Genomic DNA, 20,767 nt, shown 5'->3' with positions numbered 1-20,767 from the left:
AATGTCTGATAAACAATGAGGTAAAACCTTATTGTGTGCTTTTTGTAACAAATAGTAAGAAACCTAGAATACACAAGGGAAAATGGGAGAAGAAGATTAATTTCTTTGCAAGAAAAACAGAAAAAAGGCTTAAAAAATAAATTTTTAAGCCTTTGTAAATTGATAATGTATAAGAAAGAATACAATAAAAATGATCTATATTATTCTCTCACATTAGGTACATAAATATGTTTTCCTAAGAATAAAGCATTTAGAAATAATCGATTTGTACCATACCAAGAACCTCTAAAATTAGGATTGTCAGCAAATAGAATAACTCGGCCACCACCTAGTTTGCTTACAATTAGAGAGGCAGAAGGTTTTAAATAGTTCTTATAATTATTTTTAGAAATGTAACCATCGATATGTGCATCTTCTGTGTATTTGGCGACAGTAGAATATGGGTTTTTGCTAGGAGCAATAAACACCTCGTTATTTTTATATATTGGTAGCGAATTTCTACGATATCCAAAGCCCAAAGGATGTGTAACATCCAGATCAACCTCAAAAATAGCACCACCCAGACGTTCACGCCCGATGTTTTCTCCTGCATTTACAAATGGTAATCGCTTTACTGTCTTTTTCTTTGTAGTATCTTTTTCTTTTTTTATTAATTTTTCTTTTACAATCTTTTTATCAATTGCCCATTTAGATGCATTGGCAATAGTTACCAAGGTATTGCCTTTTGAAACCCAATCTTTAATTTTTTTCTGTTTGAGGGAATCTAATTGACCATACCTTCCTGAGACCATTACTAAGGTGTTATATTTTTCTAAAGGAACTCGATTAAAATTACTCACTTTCAATTTAGTAATAGGCATATGAACCCGAGTATCTAATAGATGCCATACTTCTCCGGCTTCATACGAATTAACTCCATCTCCAATCAACAATAATGCTTTGGGAGTATCCAGTTTTTCAAAATTACCACTTCCCAAATCAATTCCAGATGTACTAAATCCGGTATTAGTAGCATATATAGGTACATTAAATGCGTCCTGAGCTTCTTTTACGATAGCATATACTTCATCACTGGTTTTTTTCTGCTTACTTACAGGAACCATGATACTTCCGTAGTTAAAGCTTCTATTTCCATTTGTTGTAGTATTACTAAATGGTTTAAAGGCCGAAGCTACTTTTAATCCTTTTGATTGCATAAAATACAAAGCAGCAGGAGCATTGTAATCATCCCAATCCATAATATATGCATAATTGGACTTGGTTACTTTTGAAACTTGTACTAATGCATCGGTAGATGTAATTTCTTGTTCTGGGTTTACAGATTTTACCCCTTTATAATTCATATTGTAGAAATTAGCCAAACTCCAGGCCGAAGCATCATAAAATACACTGTCGCGGTATTTGTTATAAGTTTCAAAAACAGTTTGTACCATACGTTGTTGAGGTTGCTTTACTGGTACGACATATCGATTTCCTTTTTTATAGACTTTTATTTTATGAAGTAATAATTTATCTATAAAGGCTTTATTACGGTTTTGATCATAGGCATCACCAAATTCATAAGCTGCAAAACCATTTTTAGAAACACTGGAGACGGCAGATTTGAAAAAATCTTGCTGATATTTACGAAGTGTACCCTTATTCTCTACAGCTGCTTTTACTGTAGCAATACTAGAAATATATTGATTTCGAATCGTAAAAGGAAATGATATAGTACCATAATCTGTATCTTGCAAATGCCCTCTAGAACTGGCTTGTTCAAATAATAATGCCAAAGCTCCCTGTAGATCAGGATATGATGAACCATAACCTGGATATGTTCCGTCAAAAGCTTCCTTGGTAAAGTAAAGAGATCCAATATTATCAAGAGCATTAGAAAAATATGGAGCAAATAGATTGTTTAAATCTTCATAATTCTCTTTGGGCATAATAGGATCTTGAGAACCAATAGGTTTCATAGGTTCAAAAAAATAGGTGCTATTAGTACCCATTTCATGAAAATCAGTAACCACATTAGGGTACCATTGGTGATACCAATTTAGTTTTCCTCGACTTTCAGGATTTATAGCTAATAACCAGTCACGATTAAGATCAAACCAATAGTGATTGGTACGACCTCGAGGCCACATTTCATTGTGTTCTGCATCATAATTATCGCTAACTAAAGGATTCCCTCTAAATTGATTTGCCCATTGCGTATGCCTGTCACGACCATCTGGATTAATTGTAGGGTCAATAAAAATGAATGCATTTTCAATATAGTTTTTTACCTCGTTACTATTAGAAGCTACTAATGTATAAGCTGTTAACATAGCAGCCTCAGAACTAGAAGGTTCGTTGCCGTGTACATTATATCCTAATTGAATAAAAATAGGGATTTCATTATAATTTGTAGGAGTCTTAGATGGATTAGTAAAATCTAAATGCTGTTGTTTTAAACTAGAGATTTGATTTAGATTTTCGGGTGTAGAAATTGTAAGAATAACCAGTTTTCGGTTTTCATGAGTTTTGCCATAACTAGAAATGGTTGCCCTATCAGAAATTTCAGCAAGTTTGGTCAAATATGCTACAATTTGATCATGTCTGGTATGCTGTTGGCCTATAGGGTATCCAAGAAATTCTTCGGGAGAAGGAATCTCTTTATTAAAAGGTGCTTTATCCTTAAAAAAATAATCCTGCGCAGTAGCAGAAATAATAGAACATAAACAAATAAAGAGGGTAAGTTTTAAGAGAGGTATGAATTTCATCAGTGCAAAGATTAAAAGATGTATTTGTAAAAGTAGCTGAAACTTTTCAGAATAAAAAAATACAGTTTAAGTCAGGTATTTCTTTCAAAACCTTACATTTTTTAAGAGTATTTTAAATGTTTTGTAAGGTTTTTAACATGTTTACATCTAATATAGAACTACTTACTAACAAAAAAGAATATAATGAATAAACTAATACTAATATTAAGAATAATACTAGGGATCTTGCTGATTGTATTTGGAAGCAATAAGTTTTTTGGATTTCTTCCAGAATTTGAATTTGCAAATCCAGATGCAGGAGTTCTTTTTAGTGCTCTAGCGGGAAGTTATGTATTAAAAACAGTAGGAATTATTGAAGTGGTGGTTGGACTTTTACTGGTAATTGGTAAATCTGTTCCGTTTGCATTAGTACTTTTAGCTCCTATCTCTGTAAATATAATTTTGTTTCACGGAACATTAGATCCTGCTAATATTGGTCCCGCTATATTTGTATTTCTTGTAAACACATTTCTGATCTACAAAAATTGGGATAAGTACAAAGCACTATTCTAAAACTTCTTTTTATATAATAAAAAATACGGACTGCTCTTATAGTTGCCAAAATCGTTGCTAAACCCCAAAGCAATGAAAAAGAAAAGAATTATTTCTTTATGCAAGCTATAAAGCAGTCTTTTTTATATTTTCTTTAGCATTTGGCAATAGTTCTTTTAATAGATTTGTGAGTTACATCAAACAAACACCCATTATGAAAAGAATACTTTTTATGTTATTTATGGTTTTTACCATGATCGCATGTAAAAATGAAACCAAAGAAGAAACCGCTAAAACTTATATTCCATTGAACTATCCTGAAACTAAAAAAGTTGATACAACAAACACTTATTTTGGTACAGAGGTTAAAGATCCATATCGTTGGTTAGAAGATGACCGAAGTGAAGAAACCGAAAACTGGGTTACATCACAAAACAAAGTGACTTTTGGATATCTTGAAAAAATACCTTTTAGAGAAGAGTTAAAAAATCGTTTATCTAGTCTTTGGAATTACGAAAAGGTTGGAGCACCTTTTAAAGAAGGAGAGTATACCTATTTTTATAAAAATGATGGGTTACAAAACCAATATGTTATCTATAGATTTAAAAATGAAGGAGATAAACCAGAAGTATTTTTGGATCCAAATACATTTAGTGCGGATGGTACTACCTCACTAGGAGGAGCAAGCTTTTCTAAAAACGGTAAATTACTTGCCTATTCTATTTCAGAAGGAGGTAGTGACTGGAGAAAAGTAATTGTTAAAAATGCTGAAACCAAAGAAATTATCGAAGATACTCTGGTAGATGTTAAGTTTTCAGGAATTTCCTGGAGAGGTAACGAAGGTTTTTATTACTCAAGCTATGATAAGCCAGAAGGAAGTGAGCTTTCTGCAAAAACTGATCAGCATAAGGTATACTATCATAAATTAGGGACTTCTCAAAAAGAAGATGAACTGATTTTTGGAGGAACACCAGAAGAGAAACACAGATACATAGGAGGTAATGTAACCGAAGATGATCGTTATTTGGTTATTTCTGCCAGTACATCAACATCTGGAAATAAATTGTTTATTAAGGATTTAACAAAACCTAATAGTAAATTGGTTACTATTCTTGATAATACAGATAGTGACAGTTATATTATAGAAAATGTTGGTTCTAAACTATATATAGCTACTAATCTTAATGCACCTAATCAAAAAATAGTTACTGTAGATGCTTCTAATCCTGCACCAGATAATTGGGTAGATTTTATTCCTGAAACTGAAAACGTACTTAGCCCAGGTACTGGAGGAGGTTATTTCTTTGCAGAATATATGGTAGATGCTGTTTCTAAAGTTAAGCAGTATGATTATGACGGAAAATTAATTCGTGAAATAGAACTTCCAGGAGTAGGTAGTGCCAATGGATTTGGAGCTAAAAAAGAAGATAAAGAACTATATTATTCTTTTACAAATTATAAAACGCCAGGAAGTATTTATAAGTTTAATATTGCCGAAGGTACTTCTGAGCTATATCGTAAACCTACGATCGACTTTAATCCAGAAGATTATGAAAGCAAACAGGTATTTTATAATTCAAAAGACGGTACCAAAGTACCTATGATTATTACATATAAAAAGGGGATTGAATTAAATGGTAAAAACCCAACAATATTATATGGTTATGGAGGTTTCAATATTAGTTTAACACCATCATTCAGTATTGCTAATGCTGTTTGGATGGAACAAGGAGGTGTATATGCAGTACCTAACCTAAGAGGTGGTGGAGAATATGGTAAGAAATGGCATATAGCAGGTACAAAGACACAAAAGCAAAATGTATTTGATGATTTTATTGCAGCTGCAGAGTATTTAATAGAAAACAAATATACATCTAGCGATTATCTGGCGATTAGAGGAGGTTCTAACGGAGGATTATTGGTTGGAGCTACGATGACGCAACGTCCAGACTTGATGAAAGTAGCATTGCCAGCAGTAGGAGTATTAGATATGCTACGTTATCATACATTTACTGCAGGAGCAGGTTGGGCGTATGATTATGGAACTGCAGAAGAAAACAAAGAAATGTTTGAATACCTTAAAGGCTATTCTCCTGTACATAATGTAAAAGAAGGAAAGCAGTACCCAGCTACTTTGGTAACAACAGGGGATCACGATGATAGAGTAGTACCAGCACACTCATTTAAGTTTGCGGCAGAACTTCAATCTAAGCAAAGTGGAGAAAACCCTACATTGATCAGAATTGAAACCAATGCGGGTCACGGTGCAGGAACTCCAGTAAGTAAAACAATAGAGCAATATGCAGATATTTTTGGATTTACTTTATATAATATGGGATATGAAGTATTACCAGAAAAAGTAACAGATGAGGTAAAAGGATAATCTTTTTATTTCTAAAAATAACAAAAATCCGCTTTCTGAAAAGAAGCGGATTTTTTTGTTTATTCAATTCATTATTAGCCTGATTTTATGTTTAATTTGATATAAAGTTCAATATATTTGAAATATGCTAGAAGTCCATAATATATCATTTGCTTACGATAAGCTACCCGTATTAAAAAATGTGAGTTTTACCATAGAAAAAGGACAACACATTGCTCTTATCGGAGCCAGTGGATGTGGAAAAAGTACTTTGCTAAAAATTATTTATGGTTTGCTGCAAATAGATAAAGGAGAGCTATCCTGGAATGGGAAAAAAATACTAGGTCCTGATTATAACCTGGTTCCTGGAGAAGAAAATATGAAATACCTCTCGCAAGGATTCGAATTACAATCGTACCGAAGTGTTTCAGAAAATATCGGACAATACCTTTCTAATTTTGAGCCTGATTTAAAAAGAGGTCGTGTTAATGAATTATTAGAGATAGTAGAAATGAAAGAATTTGCTGATACCAAGGTAGAAAACCTTAGTGGAGGTCAAAAACAAAGAGTTGCTTTGGCAAAAGCATTAGCAAAAAGACCAGAATTATTACTTCTTGACGAGCCATTTGGGAACATTGATAACTTTAGAAGAAGCTCATTGCGAAGGAACTTGTTTAGGTACTTAAAACGAAATAAGATTACCAGCATCACTGCCACACATGATAAAACGGATATTCTGTCTTTTGCAGATGAAACCATCGTGATTAGACAGGGCGAGATTTTGACAAAAGAGAATACGATACAGTTATATCATAACCCTGTCGATTATTATGTGGCTTCCCTTTTTGGAGAAGTGAATAAAATAGAGACTTCTTACTTTAATGAATCAGATACTGCAGAAACCATTCTTGTTTATCCTAATGAAATAAAAGTAGATAATAACGCTAATACATTGGTAAAAGTCAAAGATTCTTACTTTAAAGGGAATCATTATTTGATTGAAGCCGTTTTGAATGATTCAGTTATTTTTTTTGAACACGATACCAAGATCAACCCTCAGGAAATGATAGGGATTACTTTGCGAAAAAATCAATGATTCTTAGTCGATACTTTGCGAAAAATTAATACTTTTCTAAAGTAAGTTTTTGACCATCAAAAGCGGCGTAGGTATAATGAACGATCCAATCTCCAAGATTGGTATAACGTGATATTTCATTTAGCTGAATCTCCATCGGGAGATGTCTATGCCCAAATACAAAATAATCTCTGTGTTTACTTTCTAGTTTTCTTTTACAATACTGCACCAACCATTCATTTTCTTCTCCTAAAAAGGTAACATCTTCATCTCCTGATATCAGTTTGTTTTTTACAGAAAGATATTGTGCAAGTTTAACGCCAAGATCTGGATGTAGCCATCTGTAGAACCATTTAGCCACAGGGTTAGTAAACACTTTTTTCATGCGTTTATAACCTTTATCACCTGGCCCTAAACCATCACCGTGACCAATAAAAAAGGAAGTGTTGTTAAACATGAATTCTTGAGGTTTATGATATACAGGAATGTTTAATTCTTCTTCAAAATATCCATTCATCCATAGGTCATGATTACCTACAAAGTAAAACACAGGGATACCAGAATCTGTAATTTCTGCTAGTTTGCCTAATGTTCTGGTGAAACCTTTAGGAACTACAGTTTTATACTCAAACCAGAAGTCAAAAAGGTCTCCTAATAAAAAAATGGCGGCAGCATCTTTTTTTACTTCATCTAACCATTTTACAAATTTTTGCTCTCTAGGGAAGCTTTTTTCTGAGGTAGGTGCTCCCAAGTGGTTATCAGACGCAAAATATATTTTTTTACCTTCAGGAAATTGTATGTGATGTGGATCTTCTTGTTTCAAACCCTTAAACTTCTTAATAGTTGTTATATTTCTAAAGCAAATATAATGGTTTTACTGCATCGAAGACTTGAAACCTTTATAGTATTAAGATTTCTTTTTTAAGAGTTTGATGGCTTCTGCTTTACTAGTAACGTGTAGTTTTTCATAAATATTACGGACGTGATATTTTATGGTGTTATGGCTCACATTTAGATCTTCTCCGATATTAGCGTAACTTTTTCCTTCAGCTAATAGAATTAGAACCTTGTTTTCACGCTCTGTAAGTTCATCAAATTTCTTTTCCTGAAAAGATTCTACTACCATTCGAGCGATATTAATACTCATTGGGGCTCCTCCATCTTTTGCCTGATACAATGCTTGTAAGAGTTTTTCTTGACCACTACTTTTTGTTAGATACCCTACGGCTCCTGCACAGAGAGCATCAAAAACATATTTAGAGTTTTCATGAACACTAACCACAATAATAGATGTATCAGGAAGCTTATGCTTAATATGTTTGATACCTTCGATACCACTCATTCCTGGTAAAGTAATATCAATGAGTACAAAATCGGGATTAAGAAGTTCTATTTCTTTAAAAGCATCTTCGCAACTAATATACGCTCCTACTACTTCAAAATCTTCAGTATTGTTAATGATTTCAGTATACGATCGTAATACGATTTCATAATCTTCTATAAGTACTACTTTCTTCAATAGTTGGTTTGTTTTTTTGGTTATGATGCAAAGATCACAAATAAAACTGGTAGTTTTCTCACCCAAAAAGGGTAGTATTAAGATAAATTACCTTCAAAAATAACAATTGTTCCTTTTTTTGAATGAATAGATAATTTTCCTCCAATTTTTTTGGCTCGATTTTCCATGTTTATGAGCCCATTTTTACGTTTTAGTTTTGAAGCATCAAATCCAGTACCGTTATCTATAAATTTAATTTTTAATGTGTTTTGATCAATGCCAAAGCTTAAAGTTACTTCAGATGCATTCGCGTGTTTTAAACTATTGGTCATCACTTCCTTAAATAAAAGTAGTAACTGTTTACTCCAATAATAAGGAAGTCTTGTGATCTCTTGAGGGAGTTGTTTTTTGGTTTTAAAAACAACGCCCTTGTTCTGAAAAAGATCTTCTCCAAAATCGATCAGGTAAAATACTAATTCTTTTAAGTTGTCACTTTTTGAATCAATAGACCACACAAAATCTTTAATCCCAAAATAAAGGTCTTTGGCGTCTTTTCTAACTTGGGCAATCATATCGATAGATTTTGATTTTTGTAGCTCTTTATCTTTCATCATCATTTCTGACATTACAGTAATTCCGGCAAGTTTATTACCAAGTTCATCATGAAAATCTTGAGCTACATTTTCTCTTACTGTGTTTAGTTCTTTTTCTAACTTTAGAGATTGAGCAATGGTTTCTTGTAATAATCTATTTCGTTTACGAACTGCATTAAGTTGAAGAAATATTAAAGAAGAAGTCAATGTGGTTATTATAAAAGCGATACCTATAATAAACCATAATTTTTTATACCATTTTTGTTTTATCTGAAAGAAATGTTCTTTAGAATACTCCCAATCACTATTTGGGTTCCTAGCCCTAAATTGTAAGTTATATGCCCCTATTGCGTATTTATTTACATCTAATGTTTTTGACTCAATAGCTTTCCAAGCTTCATTTTTATTGGATCTATACTGGATGGTGGTGGTTTTTCCTGAGTAATCAATCACATCCAACTCAAAAGTATTTTTTAACTGATTGACGATTAATTTAGGAGGGGTAATTGGGGTAAATGACTTGGTATTATCAATTCTGACCACTCCTTTGTTTCCGGAAATCCAAATTTGATTGTTATCGTCTTCGACAATTCTGGAAGTAAAAGAGGATCGTAATTTTTCATTACCTCCAAAATTGTAAAACATATTGTCTTTAAATATGGAAAAACCTTTCTGAGTAGCTATCCATAATACTCCTAAATCATCCAAATAGATGTCATTTATTTTATTGGACTCCAGATCGTCTTCTTTTCCGAAGTGAATAATTTCATCATTCTTTTTTATTAAAGATAAACCATCAGAAGATACAAACCATATCCCTTGCTCAGCATCATAATCGATCTGTTTTATATAATTCTTTTTTATCCCAGGTTCTAAATTAACTTTCCTTTTGTATTCTAATGAGTCTAAATCATAAATCCGGATTCCAATATTTGTCGCAATCCATAATTCATCACCAACAATGGTTATATCATTAATTAACCTCTCTTTTAGACAAAGATTCACAGATTGTTGAGAATTCTTATTCGTTCCATAAAAGCAGGATTCATTATAAAAAAAATTAACCCTTCCGATTTTTTTGGTGAGCTTATATGTACTGTATATTTCATGATCTAAAATAGTTTCTTTTTCTTTCTCATAACCTGGAGAAGCTAAAAAAATCTTATTGTTTTCTACTTTTCTTTGAGCAAAAGAACCTACATCTGTTTTTAATATCTGATCATCTTGTTTTTTTGTTTTATAGTTATATCCATAGATATGTTTTTGTTTTAGAAAAAAGACAGCACCTTTATCACCTACAGCAATATCGTCAATGTAGTTATTATCTAATATGCTTTCTTTTATAAAATCAGCATCTTTGGACAGTTGATACAATCCATCTGCTTTTGATGTAATCCAGATATTTTCATCTTTGTCAACAAAAACTCCACTAGCCAATATTTTAGAATCAATTTGATCTGTTAAGATTTGCCAGGTATCCTTTTTCTTATCGTATATGTGGATTACATCGTTTCCTGATTCCTTATCATTTACTACAAAAACTTTACAATAACTAGCTTCTGCATATTTATGAATAGAACCATTGTTGAAGTTATATTTTTCCTCTTTGATAATACTATCAGTATTAAAAATATAAAACCGATCATTGATGGTAGCATAATAGGTGTCTATGCCATATTTTCCTAAACTATTGATGTAATCGTTTTTAAAAAAAGAGAATGTTTGCTTTACTTTTCCTTCTTTATATTTATATATCCCTTTTAATAGTTTAGTACTTGACCAGGAAAAAATACCTCGATAGAAATATAATTTATCATCTATAGCAACACTTCGGTTATATGTAGGGATCTTATTTTCTCCAATAGTAAGTGAAATGTTTCCTTGATCATCCTCCTGAAGCACTATCTTTTTTTTTGTAAATAGTATACCATTTTGTTTTTCATACAAATAATATCCTCCTTTATTATCAGAAGAAAAAACATCTTTTCCTAAGACATGTAGTTCACCTGTTCTGGTCAAACTATCATTTTTTATAGCAGGTTTGAGCACAGAATCATTTTTCATAAAATGAAGTCCTCCTTTCCAGACAGCAACAGCAATTGTATCAGTATTATATTTTTTTAAATCAATAATATAATTGGTTCTAAAACCATCTAAATGATTTAATACTTTAAACTCATTTCCGTTAAATTTTGCTAATCCATCATCAGTACCTACCCAGATATAGTTGTCATCATCCTGAAAAACCTGAAAAGTAAAATCATGAGGCAATCCATTTTCGGTTTTAAAATGTGTAAATTTTATTTGCGAAAAGGTAATTATTGGGAATAGAAATAATATACTAAACCAAGATCTGATCATTATTAAATATAAGAATAGATTATTAGTGAAAATTGAATTTTGACTATGGTATAAAATTAATCATTCAAAGTTGAAAAAAACCACCCGAAAAGGGTGGGATTACTCATAGTTTTATAAACTAAATTTGAGATTGAGTTTTAGTTTGGTTAATTACTAAGTTTAAAAATCAATCGATAGCGAATTAGTTGATATGTTTTATCAGATACGTTATTAATTATGTTTGGGGAAAAGGCCGCAGTTAGCGGCTTTTTTAATTATCACTTGCATACCACTCGGCATACGAAGTATCAGTTTCTTTAAGTTTTAGAGAATGTAGTTCTATATTCTGCGGTAATCTAGCTTTAATCTTTTTAGCAAAATCGATCACCATATTTTCACTGGTAGGTTGATAATCAACAAGTATTACGTTATGTCCTCTGTTTTCCAGTTCTTTTGCTAATTCTACGTGAGGTGTATTTTTATTAAATACAGTAGCGTGATCAAAAACATCTTCGATATCTTCTTTAACGATTTTTTTAAGATCGCCAAAATCGATTACCATGCCTAGTTTTACGTGAGAAGTATCTGTAATAGGAGTCCCGATTACAGTAACACTTAATTTATAACTATGTCCGTGAACATTTCTACATTTACCATCATATCCATATAGAGCGTGGCCTGTTTCAAAAGAAAATTGCTTGGTAATCCTGATTTTACTCATTGCTATAAGTCGTAATTTTTTGCAAAGTTAAGGAAGATTATCGTCTCTTCCTTTTATTAATAAAGTAAACTACAACAAGAACGATCCCTAGAATAAGAAACAATCCATTACCTCCTAAAAAGTTTAATATATCCATTTGTTATTTTTTGAATTTTGCCAATGCTTGTTTTGTAAAATCCGAAAGTACTAATTCTCCAGAAATTCCTGCTCGTTCTATCAATAAATCATCCCAATGATCGGTTCCTTTCCAATTAACCTTTTTCATTTGTTCAAGGGCTTTGGGGTTATAACTTGCTAGTTTTTCGGCAAAAAGCTGGACTTCTTTGTCTAGTTCTTCAATATTTAAAAATACTCTGGAGAACAACCCTTTTTCTTTGGCCCAATATGCATTTTTCCATTGAGAAGCGTCCCAGGCAAGAGATTCAAAAGCGGCAAGTCCTATTTTACGAGATACTGCAGGTTCTATTACAAAAGGACCGATGCCAATAGTAAGTTCGCTTAACTTAATTGAAGCTGCTTCTGTTGCTAAGCAAAAATCACAAGCAGAGGCCAAACCAACTCCGCCACCAACTGTTTTACCTTGGATTCTACCAATAATAGGTTTTTTACAGCTTCGCATAGCATTAATAACATTAGCAAATCCAGAGAAAAATTGTTTTCCTTCCTCAAGGGTTGTAATTGCTATTAGTTCATCAAACGAAGCTCCTGCACAGAAGGCTCTGCCTCCTTCAGATTTTAAAATAATAACATGTACAGTAGTATCATTTGAAAGCTGATCAAAGGCTTTAGTCAATCTTTCTAAAAGTTCGGAGGGGAAAGAATTACTTGCAGGATGACCAAATTCTATTGTAGCGATTTTATTTTCAACATGGGTATATAAGCTACCATTAGATCGAGTTGTTGTCATTATGATATTTTTAAGTTTAAAAATAGATAATATTTCGATTAGCTTAAAATAAATAGCTTTTGATAAATGAAGAACCTAGATCAGAGATAATTTTCTTGATAAAGAGCGTGGAGGTATTGTTTTGATTTTTAATTTGTTATAGTCAAAATAAAAAATTAACATATTTTATTGCAAGTATTGGGTAACATATTTGCTTCTCGAGACACTATATAAAAAGCCAAATTTAATTAGTTGAGTTTGTGTAGTTGGAATGCCGGGTAACAAACGGGGTAACGTTACCCGGTATTATTTTTTTGTGATTTCTTACTATTTTAGACCACACCCTTTTGTACAGAAGCTAATCGCAAATACTTATTCTTAAACTTTACAACTAGGGACAATCCACGAATTAGCATCCATACGGTAATAGCAATCCATATCCCATGAATTTTTAAATCATAGTGCATAGCAATTATTAATGTAGGAATGAATCCCAGAATTGTAGATCCTAATAAGACATTGCGCAGAAATCCGGTTTCACCAAGTCCTTTAAAAATTCCATCACCTACAAAGGCCAATGCATTTATCGGTAGCATAATTACTACGAGATAGAAAAAATCATTAAAAATAGAGAGTACTTCTTGATCTTTGGTAAATATAAGCCCAAGCATTTCTGGAGTCAGTAATGCAAAGCCACCTAAAATACTGGCAACGACAATTCCATATAGATTTACCTTTTTTGCCATGACCACCAGTGCTTTATAATCTTTTGCTCCCAGTAGTTTTCCTCCCAAAATATTACCTGCACTGCCATAACCATCAATAAAAAATGCAAAAAACAGCCATAATTGCATAGCAATAGTATGTGCTGCTACATATTTTGTGCCTAATGAAGTAGCTTCTCTAACGGCTAGAATAAGAGTAGCATTCAAAGCGAGAGAACGAATAAAAAGATTGCCACTCATGATCAGAAAACGATTCATTTCAGGATGCCAAGGTTTTTTAAGTCTCAGAGATACATCGGTTTTTTTAAGTACTAAAATTAAGGATAAAACTGCCATAACGATCTGAGAAAATAAACTCGCCCAAGCAGCACCTTCGAGATGCATAGGAGGTATAAAATCTTTAATACCATATACCAGCGCAAAATCCAAAATAATATTCATTGCTACACCAATCAATGCAACTATCATTGGCCAAAAAGTGTTTTGCAATCCTCGAAAGATTCCGAAAATCGCAAATACAAAAAGAGATAATGGAAATCCCCATACCCGGATACTATAATACGATATACAATATTTCAAAACCTCTCCTTCGGCTTTTAGAAGAGTAAAAATCTCCTCAATAAATGGTACCGTGGTTAAAAGGACAAGAATACTAAGCCCAATATTGAAAACGATAGCTTGAGCCGGCAAGGTTTTTACTTCATCTAGTTTTCCGGCTCCTAAATATTGAGAGATAATTGCCGAAATAGCACTTCGGGTTTGTGCCAGGATCCAAATCAACATTGATAGAAATGTTCCTACAATCCCAACAGCAGCCAAAGATTCTGTACCATTTATTGGTATATTTCCTACCACAGCTGTATCTGTTGCAGATAGTATTGGTTCTGCAATTCCAGAGATAATTGCCGGTACAGCAAGTTTGTTTATATTTTTAAAACTTATAACACTCACAATACCAATTCGAAGCAGTAAAACGGATATTCACTTTGTTTAGGGAAATAAATATCTCCTAATTGTTGATATCCGCGAGTTTTATAAAATTTTTGATTTCTTTTATTTTGACTAAAAGTATCCAGACGTACAGATGAATACTTATTGGATGTAGCATGTGATTCTGCAAAGTTCATTAATTGTTGTGCATATCCTTTTCCCCAATAGTCAGGATGAATAGCTAAACGATGGATATATAGATTGTTCTTATTTTCGGTCAACCATTTAATAGGAATATATTCATCATCCATTAGTTCTGTAAGAACAATAATTCCTTTAAGAATAGAATCTTCTTCTAATACGTATAATTCTTGTTGCGTTATATCTTTTTCAAAACGCGATCGAGTGGGATAATGTTCGTTCCATTGGTAAATACCTTGTGAGATCATTGCTTTGGCACAAGCTAGTGTTAATTGATGAATAGAATCTAGATCAGAGAGTAATGCTTTACGAATCATATATTTTAAAAACCTCAAAAATACTAACTTTATATCGCAGTTAATAGTACTATAAAGTATTCTGATCCATATTTAAATAAATTTTAAGAAAAGTAATGGTTTATCTTTTGATACATTTCGGTTTGCACTTCGTATAAAATTGTAATTTTGTGGCTTCAAACACAAATCAGATTTCTCAATGAAAAATATACTAGTCCCAATAGGATTATCCAAAAACTCCCTTGATATTGCTAAGTTTCAGTATGCCATAGATTTTGCAAAAGAACTAGGAGGGACTATATATGCTGTTCAAGGTTTTAAGGCATTACCTAGATCTGGAAGTCTTCCATCTGCTAATAAGGCACTTAAAGATATAACGGTTTCTTCTATTGAAGAATCGTTATCTGGAATTGATAAGAAAGGAGTAAAAGTGGTTGCACAACCTTTAGAAGGAGAATTATTAGAAGCAATCCCAGAATTTAACCTGAAACATTCAATAGATCTCATTATTCTAAGTTCAGAAAGTCTGGATATAAAAGATCCTTATTTTTTAGGTGAAATATCAGGTAGCTTGGTAAAGAAAACAGAAATACCAGTTTTGATTGTACCAAGAGAATATGTGTTTGCTCCTTTTAAAAGAGTATTAATGGCGATTAAATCCGGAGTTATTAAAAAGCAAAATGCATTAACACCTATAAAGGAAATTTTAACTACTTTTAATGCCGAAATGAAATTACTTCAGGTAAAAACGGCAAATTTCTTACCTGAAGATGCAGAGTTTCATAAGGATTTAGGAGAGATTATATCATCATATAAATCTTCTGAAAATGGAACTTTGTTTCAAGGTGTTTTAGAACATCTTAATGAAAATGATCCGGATCTTCTTTGTGTTTTTAGACGTAAACGTGGCTTTTTTGCCAAGCTATGGGAAGAAAATACGATCCTAAAAAAGGATTTTGAAAGTAGAATTCCGTTATTGGTTTTAAGAGGATCAAATTAATATATTAAAAATGGGGATGTAGCTCAGCTGGCTAGAGTGCTTGACTGGCAGTCAAGAGGTCGTGGGTTCGAGTCCCATCTTCTCCACAAATCAAAAAGACTTTAGAAGGTTCAGTTCTTCTAAAGTCTTTTTTGTATGAATAAAATATTAAATAAACTTTAGTTTATTCATTTGCATCGTCAGAATTATCAGAATCTTTTCCTTTACAAGGCATAGGTTGTAATCTACCATCACAATAGTAAAAAACAGTTCCTCCTTTAATAGTAGATTGTTGATCTTTATTTATTTTTTTAATTCCATTTAAACTTAAAATACTTGATAACATAGTTTTCTTTTTATAAAATTTAATCTTCTTGAATAATTTAAAGACACTCAAGTGTTATGTCTTTTTGTTACGTAACATTTGTTTTTTGATTGATGTAAATGTATTACGAGTTCCTTGGGTAAAACAAATGGAACAACTCTGTTTTCAGGAAAAACAACAAGTGATTCCGTGAATTCAGACTTTGATTTTTTGTAATTAAAATATTGGTTTACAATAACGTATGGGGTGTTGGAATAAGAGTTTGATTAAAAATGTAAAACAGTATCTTTACACTTTGTAATCCTTATGAATTTACCTTTCTGATATTATTAAAAGCAAAAATCAGGCGTTGTTTTCTGTACAATTTATCTCCAAAATTTAAGTTTTGTCATGAACTTATAACATGTAGATATTTGATAATCTTGAGGAGAAAAAGATGGCAGATAATAAGATCAAATAGGTAATTTTTAACCTTTAAAATAATAAAACCATAATTGGTATATTATATATGATATGTCGATCAGAAAAATTAAAAAGAAATAACAATTTGAAATTAAGGATATTATATATCTTTTTTGTTTGTAGTATTCAAAGTATTCTTGCCTTTCAACTGAGTGATGACTCGGTAAATCAAAATAGCTACAAATTTTTAGTGGATCAATTCTATGCTAATGAAGTGACTGATACAGTAAAAGCAAAACAATATGCGAAGAAATATCTCTATAAAGCAAAGCAAGATAGAGATACCTTGAATATGGCACATGGATACTATTTTTTATCAAGAATTGCCGCTGATGTTGATGTTTTAGCCTATAACGATACAATAATTACAATTACCAAAAAGAAAAGTTCCAGGTTTTATCCCATTTACGCTTATTATGGTAATGCGATGGTTTATTATAATAACGGAAATTTTAAAAGAGCTTTTGATAACCTTCTTTTAATGAATGAAGAGGCAAAAAAGCATAATAATATAAGTCTGGAATATGCAAGTAAACAAAGTATAGGAATACTAAAAAGTAGGATTGGAGAACATAAAACAGCACTTAAGGCCTTAAGAGAATGTTACGACTTTTATACCAAATATAAAGAAGAATCTCCTAAAGAGTATTTAAGAATGCTTTTTGCTTTGTCTGATTCTTATAACCTTAATAAAGTTTTAGATTCTGCATCCCTAATAAATAATTTAGGGTACAAAGAATCCATAAGATTACAAGAAAAAGAGTTTCAATATTTTTTCATTCTTAATGAAGGAATAAACCAATATAGTAAAGAGAATTATGGGAGAGCAAAAGATAGTTTATCAAAATCTATTGCTTTAATGAATGAAAATGGTGATAAAGCAAATTTATCTATGGCATATTTTTACTTAGGAAAAACTTTATCCTCTATTGATATGGAAGATGAAGCTATTGAATCGCATAAGAAAGTAGATGAAATATTTCAGGAAATTTCTGAGATTATGCCGGATAATAGAGAGAATTATGAAATTTTAATCAATCATTATAAGAAAATCAATGATAAAGACAATCAATTAAAATATATAGAACGATTGATAAGAGTGGATAGCATATTACATACTAATTATAAATACCTGATAAAAAATGTAGTACAGAATTATGATACTCCCAGGTTGCTTTCTGAGAAACAGGAAATCATTGATTCTTTAGAAAAAGAGAAGAAATCATCTCTATTATGGATAATATCTTTATTTATTGTTAGTATTATTTCTATTATATTTTTAGGATATAATTTTAGAAAAAGAAAAATATATAAAAAGAGGTTTGACGAACTTTATCATACTAGAATATCCAACTCTAATAATCATATCGATGATAAAAAGAAAGAAAATATAAACTCAGATACTATTGGTGTAGACAAAACAATAACCATAGGAATCTCTGAAGAAATTGTAAAGGATATTCTGGATAAATTAATTAAGTTCGAACAAAATTTTGATTTTTTAAAACGTAATATCACTATCAACAGTCTGGCCAAAAATTTTGATACCAATTCTAAATACTTATCTAAAATAGTAAACACTTATAAGAAAAAGAGTTTTAGTTTATATGTGAATGAACTTAGAGTAGATTATGCAATAGAAAAACTAAAGACTGATAAAAAATTTAAGAATTATACAATAAGAGCTATTGCACAAGAAATAGGGTTTAATACAGCTGAAGCTTTTTCTAAAGCTTTTTATAAAAAGCATGGCATTCATCCATCTTATTTTATTAAACAGTTAGAAAAAGAGCAACAGGATTAAATATGTTGGTGTTTTACAAAACACTGACATTTAGTTGGTAACAAACCGTTTTTCCTGAAAACAGTTTAATAGAAGATTTTTTATTATACATCAGAATACGATAATATGTATGTTTGTATCGGAAACAAAAAGTATAAAGAAATGAAAAAGAAACAGCTTACAGGAAAACTTGGTTTAGATAAGATAAAGATCGCCAGATTAACCAATACTGAGTCGATTTATGGAGGTAATGATAACGGATATTTATCGTTGAACACTAATTGTGGACCGACTACGAAAACAGGAATAAGTGGTCCCACAGGACATGGTGATGGTCCATCGCAAAGAGCTACAGAGTGTGGATGCCATGGAGGAGGAGATAGAGGGTAAATAATTTCTCAATTCTCAGAATATCTGTATCTTTTGATAAAGAATTATTATTCAACAAAAGAGATTTCTCGAATAAGGTTTATTCGAGAAATTTCTTGAGTATAACCCATTATTTACGTTCTAATTCTTTAACTATAATATCGGACCCAGAATATTCATCACTTTTATATTCATGCCAATGTTTAGTTCTGATGATTTTAACTCCGTTGATTTCGATGTTACCTGAGAGATAAAGACGTTCACCTTTGGATTCATCCTCAGGAAATACCATCTCTAAGCCAATCACCTCATAGTTTTGCTTAGAAATGTAAAGAACCCAATGTTTTGAAAACATAGCTTCTTTTAAGGTTAATGCAATTTTGTAGCAGGCTGTTTTGTTAAAGACCACCTCTTCAGTTTTTTCAAAATAGTCAATAGTTTTACTATTTAAAGACATAGGAATACCTAACAAATACTGATAGAATTTTTGATATCCATAATTTCTTTCTGGTTGCAAGCGATATTTTTTTATCTGTATACTATCTGTGCTAATCTTTCCATCCAGAAATGTCACACTTTTTCCATTGTTATCAACCAGGTGAGTAGAAATATGTTTTTCTCTGCTTCTATGTAGTTCAAAACTATGATCATTATTGTTTAATGTAACTATAGAATATCGCAAAGGATTTAATACACGAGGTTCTTGAATATGAACTTTAAAACCTATCGAACCCCATTTATCTTTTGGATCATAAAATTGTATACTTTTTTGAAGAATTTCTGATCCGTTGAGTTGTTGTTCTTCTCTTTTTTCAGATTTTATGGATTTTCTATGTGAGATTTTATTGTTTATAGCGACAAGAGTATTTTCTATAGCAGAATCTAAGTCTGTTTTTTTATCTAGATACGGAGTAAAATATTTATAAATAGGACCTTGATAAAACTCAAAAATATTTTCTCTATCCATATATAATGAGTACGAATCTATTTTTTGCTGTAAAAAAGCATCACGACATACTTTGCCGGCAGTATAAAATAGGAGGGCATGCCATAAATTTTTGGGAGGCTTTTGATTTAATTTCTCACTTATTCTATTGATACTCTGAGTAATTGCACCTTTATGCCCTTTTATAACCGTATGACTAGCTTCATGAAATAATGTTTCTACCCAATCTCCTGGGATTTCTTTATAATCTACAATGGTACTCATTACAATAGAACTAGGGACTCTACCTAAAGTAAAAGCGCCACCTCCTGGACTTTTTACAGATAGATCAATACGTATTTTGTTTTTTTGCCATTTGGTTTGTGCCAATGTTGCGATTTGAGGAATAATAATATTTTCTGTAGCTTTAATAAGCATTAAGTTTTCCTGCAATTTTTCTTCATTTGTTTTAAGATGATTCTCCCAAAAATGATGTAGATACACAGGTTTAAAAGCATTGAGTTTTTCTAACCATATCGGATCAAATTGTGAAGAATAAAGTTCATCGTATTCAGAATAATTAATTATCCATTTTCTAAAAACAATAAGAGTATTACTAAAATGATTTTTTAGGTCAACAGTGTTTTGGTAATATGTGATGGTATTTTTAAAGATCTCTTTTTCTTCAATAGTAAGATTTTTCCAAAGGCTTTGGTCAATTATTTCTTCTAACGGTTTTTCTAAGGATGACGAAGCAGTTTCATATAAATAAAAATGAAGGTTCACCCAAAAATTAATGTGGAATTCAAAATATTGAGTTTCTATAATTTGTCCTTTTTTTTGTGCTGATATATGGTTCAAGTTTAAAAGGAAAATAAATAGTATTACTTGTTTTAGTTTCATCTGCTAATTTTCTAATAATATGGATTGGATTTTATTTTTAGGAAACTTAATCATAACATCAACACGAGATAAAAAAGTAGTATCACAAAGAGTCTCATTTTATATAAATGAGACTC

General features: G+C 31.4%; 16 protein-coding genes and 1 tRNA gene. 7 read left to right on the top strand and 10 right to left on the bottom strand.

Annotated elements, in window-relative coordinates:
• Window positions 1-200: 200 nt before the first annotated feature.
• Entirely contained in the window at window positions 201-2,747 is a 2,547-nt protein-coding gene (locus U0D62_RS06105; RefSeq protein WP_322194539.1) for a M14 family zinc carboxypeptidase, read from the bottom strand.
• A 183-nt stretch (window positions 2,748-2,930) separates the two neighbouring features.
• Here U0D62_RS06105 and U0D62_RS06100 point away from each other — a divergent pair, with 183 nt between their 5' ends.
• The 3 genes from U0D62_RS06100 to U0D62_RS06090 all read left to right on the top strand — a co-directional run bounded on the left by U0D62_RS06100 (window position 2,931) and on the right by U0D62_RS06090 (window position 6,736).
• The gene (locus tag U0D62_RS06100) at window positions 2,931-3,299 is read left to right on the top strand and encodes a DoxX family membrane protein (RefSeq protein ID WP_322194537.1); all 369 of its coding nucleotides are present in this window, start codon (window positions 2,931-2,933) and stop codon (window positions 3,297-3,299) included.
• A gap of 193 nt (window positions 3,300-3,492) precedes the next feature.
• Window positions 3,493-5,661 (top strand): prolyl oligopeptidase family serine peptidase, encoded by a 2,169-nt coding sequence (locus U0D62_RS06095; protein WP_322194535.1) that lies wholly within the window; start codon window positions 3,493-3,495, stop codon window positions 5,659-5,661.
• Window positions 5,662-5,785: 124 nt separating this feature from the next.
• Window positions 5,786-6,736, top strand: coding sequence for an ABC transporter ATP-binding protein (locus U0D62_RS06090; RefSeq protein ID WP_322194533.1), 951 nt, complete (start codon window positions 5,786-5,788; stop codon window positions 6,734-6,736).
• Window positions 6,737-6,761: 25 nt separating this feature from the next.
• Here the strand turns inward: U0D62_RS06090 and U0D62_RS06085 are convergent, their stop codons facing one another.
• The 7 genes from U0D62_RS06085 to U0D62_RS06055 all read right to left on the bottom strand — a co-directional run bounded on the left by U0D62_RS06085 (window position 6,762) and on the right by U0D62_RS06055 (window position 14,926).
• A complete protein-coding gene (locus U0D62_RS06085) occupies window positions 6,762-7,514 on the bottom strand; it encodes a UDP-2,3-diacylglucosamine diphosphatase (protein WP_322194872.1) in 753 nt (250 codons plus the stop codon).
• Between the two features lie 108 nt (window positions 7,515-7,622).
• Window positions 7,623-8,234, bottom strand: coding sequence for a response regulator transcription factor (locus tag U0D62_RS06080; RefSeq protein WP_322194531.1), 612 nt, complete (start codon window positions 8,232-8,234; stop codon window positions 7,623-7,625).
• Window positions 8,235-8,311: 77 nt separating this feature from the next.
• Window positions 8,312-11,167, bottom strand: coding sequence for a sensor histidine kinase (locus tag U0D62_RS06075; protein WP_322194529.1), 2,856 nt, complete (start codon window positions 11,165-11,167; stop codon window positions 8,312-8,314).
• Window positions 11,168-11,417: 250 nt separating this feature from the next.
• Window positions 11,418-11,867, bottom strand: a complete 450-nt coding sequence (locus tag U0D62_RS06070) for a 6-pyruvoyl trahydropterin synthase family protein (protein ID WP_322194527.1) — start codon at window positions 11,865-11,867, stop codon at window positions 11,418-11,420.
• Window positions 11,868-12,006: 139 nt separating this feature from the next.
• Complete coding sequence (locus tag U0D62_RS06065; RefSeq protein WP_322194526.1) at window positions 12,007-12,774, bottom strand: enoyl-CoA hydratase/isomerase family protein; 768 nt, start codon at window positions 12,772-12,774, stop codon at window positions 12,007-12,009.
• A 311-nt stretch (window positions 12,775-13,085) separates the two neighbouring features.
• Window positions 13,086-14,432: an MATE family efflux transporter gene (locus U0D62_RS06060; protein WP_322194870.1), complete on the bottom strand. Its 1,347-nt coding sequence runs from the start codon at window positions 14,430-14,432 to the stop codon at window positions 13,086-13,088.
• Window positions 14,426-14,926 (bottom strand): GNAT family N-acetyltransferase, encoded by a 501-nt coding sequence (locus U0D62_RS06055; protein WP_322194524.1) that lies wholly within the window; start codon window positions 14,924-14,926, stop codon window positions 14,426-14,428. Before U0D62_RS06055 ends, U0D62_RS06060 begins: the two co-directional genes overlap by 7 nt.
• Window positions 14,927-15,104: 178 nt before the next feature.
• Between U0D62_RS06055 and U0D62_RS06050 the strand changes: the two genes are divergently transcribed.
• Entirely contained in the window at window positions 15,105-15,905 is an 801-nt protein-coding gene (locus tag U0D62_RS06050) for a universal stress protein (RefSeq protein ID WP_322194522.1), read from the top strand.
• Between the two features lie 12 nt (window positions 15,906-15,917).
• Window positions 15,918-15,991 (top strand) — tRNA-Ala (locus U0D62_RS06045).
• Between the two features lie 77 nt (window positions 15,992-16,068).
• Here U0D62_RS06045 and U0D62_RS06040 read toward each other — a convergent pair.
• Window positions 16,069-16,230: a hypothetical protein gene (locus U0D62_RS06040; RefSeq protein ID WP_322194520.1), complete on the bottom strand. Its 162-nt coding sequence runs from the start codon at window positions 16,228-16,230 to the stop codon at window positions 16,069-16,071.
• Between the two features lie 526 nt (window positions 16,231-16,756).
• Here U0D62_RS06040 and U0D62_RS06035 point away from each other — a divergent pair.
• Together U0D62_RS06035 and U0D62_RS06030 are read left to right on the top strand one after the other, a co-directional pair.
• On the top strand, window positions 16,757-18,475 hold the full coding sequence (locus tag U0D62_RS06035) for an AraC family transcriptional regulator (RefSeq protein WP_322194518.1): 1,719 nt from the start codon (window positions 16,757-16,759) through the stop codon (window positions 18,473-18,475).
• A gap of 141 nt (window positions 18,476-18,616) precedes the next feature.
• Window positions 18,617-18,844: a hypothetical protein gene (locus U0D62_RS06030; RefSeq protein WP_322194517.1), complete on the top strand. Its 228-nt coding sequence runs from the start codon at window positions 18,617-18,619 to the stop codon at window positions 18,842-18,844.
• Between the two features lie 109 nt (window positions 18,845-18,953).
• Here U0D62_RS06030 and U0D62_RS06025 read toward each other — a convergent pair whose 3' ends face one another.
• Window positions 18,954-20,651, bottom strand: coding sequence for a DUF6503 family protein (locus U0D62_RS06025; protein WP_322194515.1), 1,698 nt, complete (start codon window positions 20,649-20,651; stop codon window positions 18,954-18,956).
• Window positions 20,652-20,767 lie beyond the last annotated feature (116 nt).

This window comes from Aquimarina callyspongiae, assembly GCF_034322225.1.
GTDB lineage: Bacteria > Bacteroidota > Bacteroidia > Flavobacteriales > Flavobacteriaceae > Aquimarina.
Note: the sequence above shows the minus strand (reverse complement) of the source record. Positions and strands in the feature narration are given on the sequence as shown.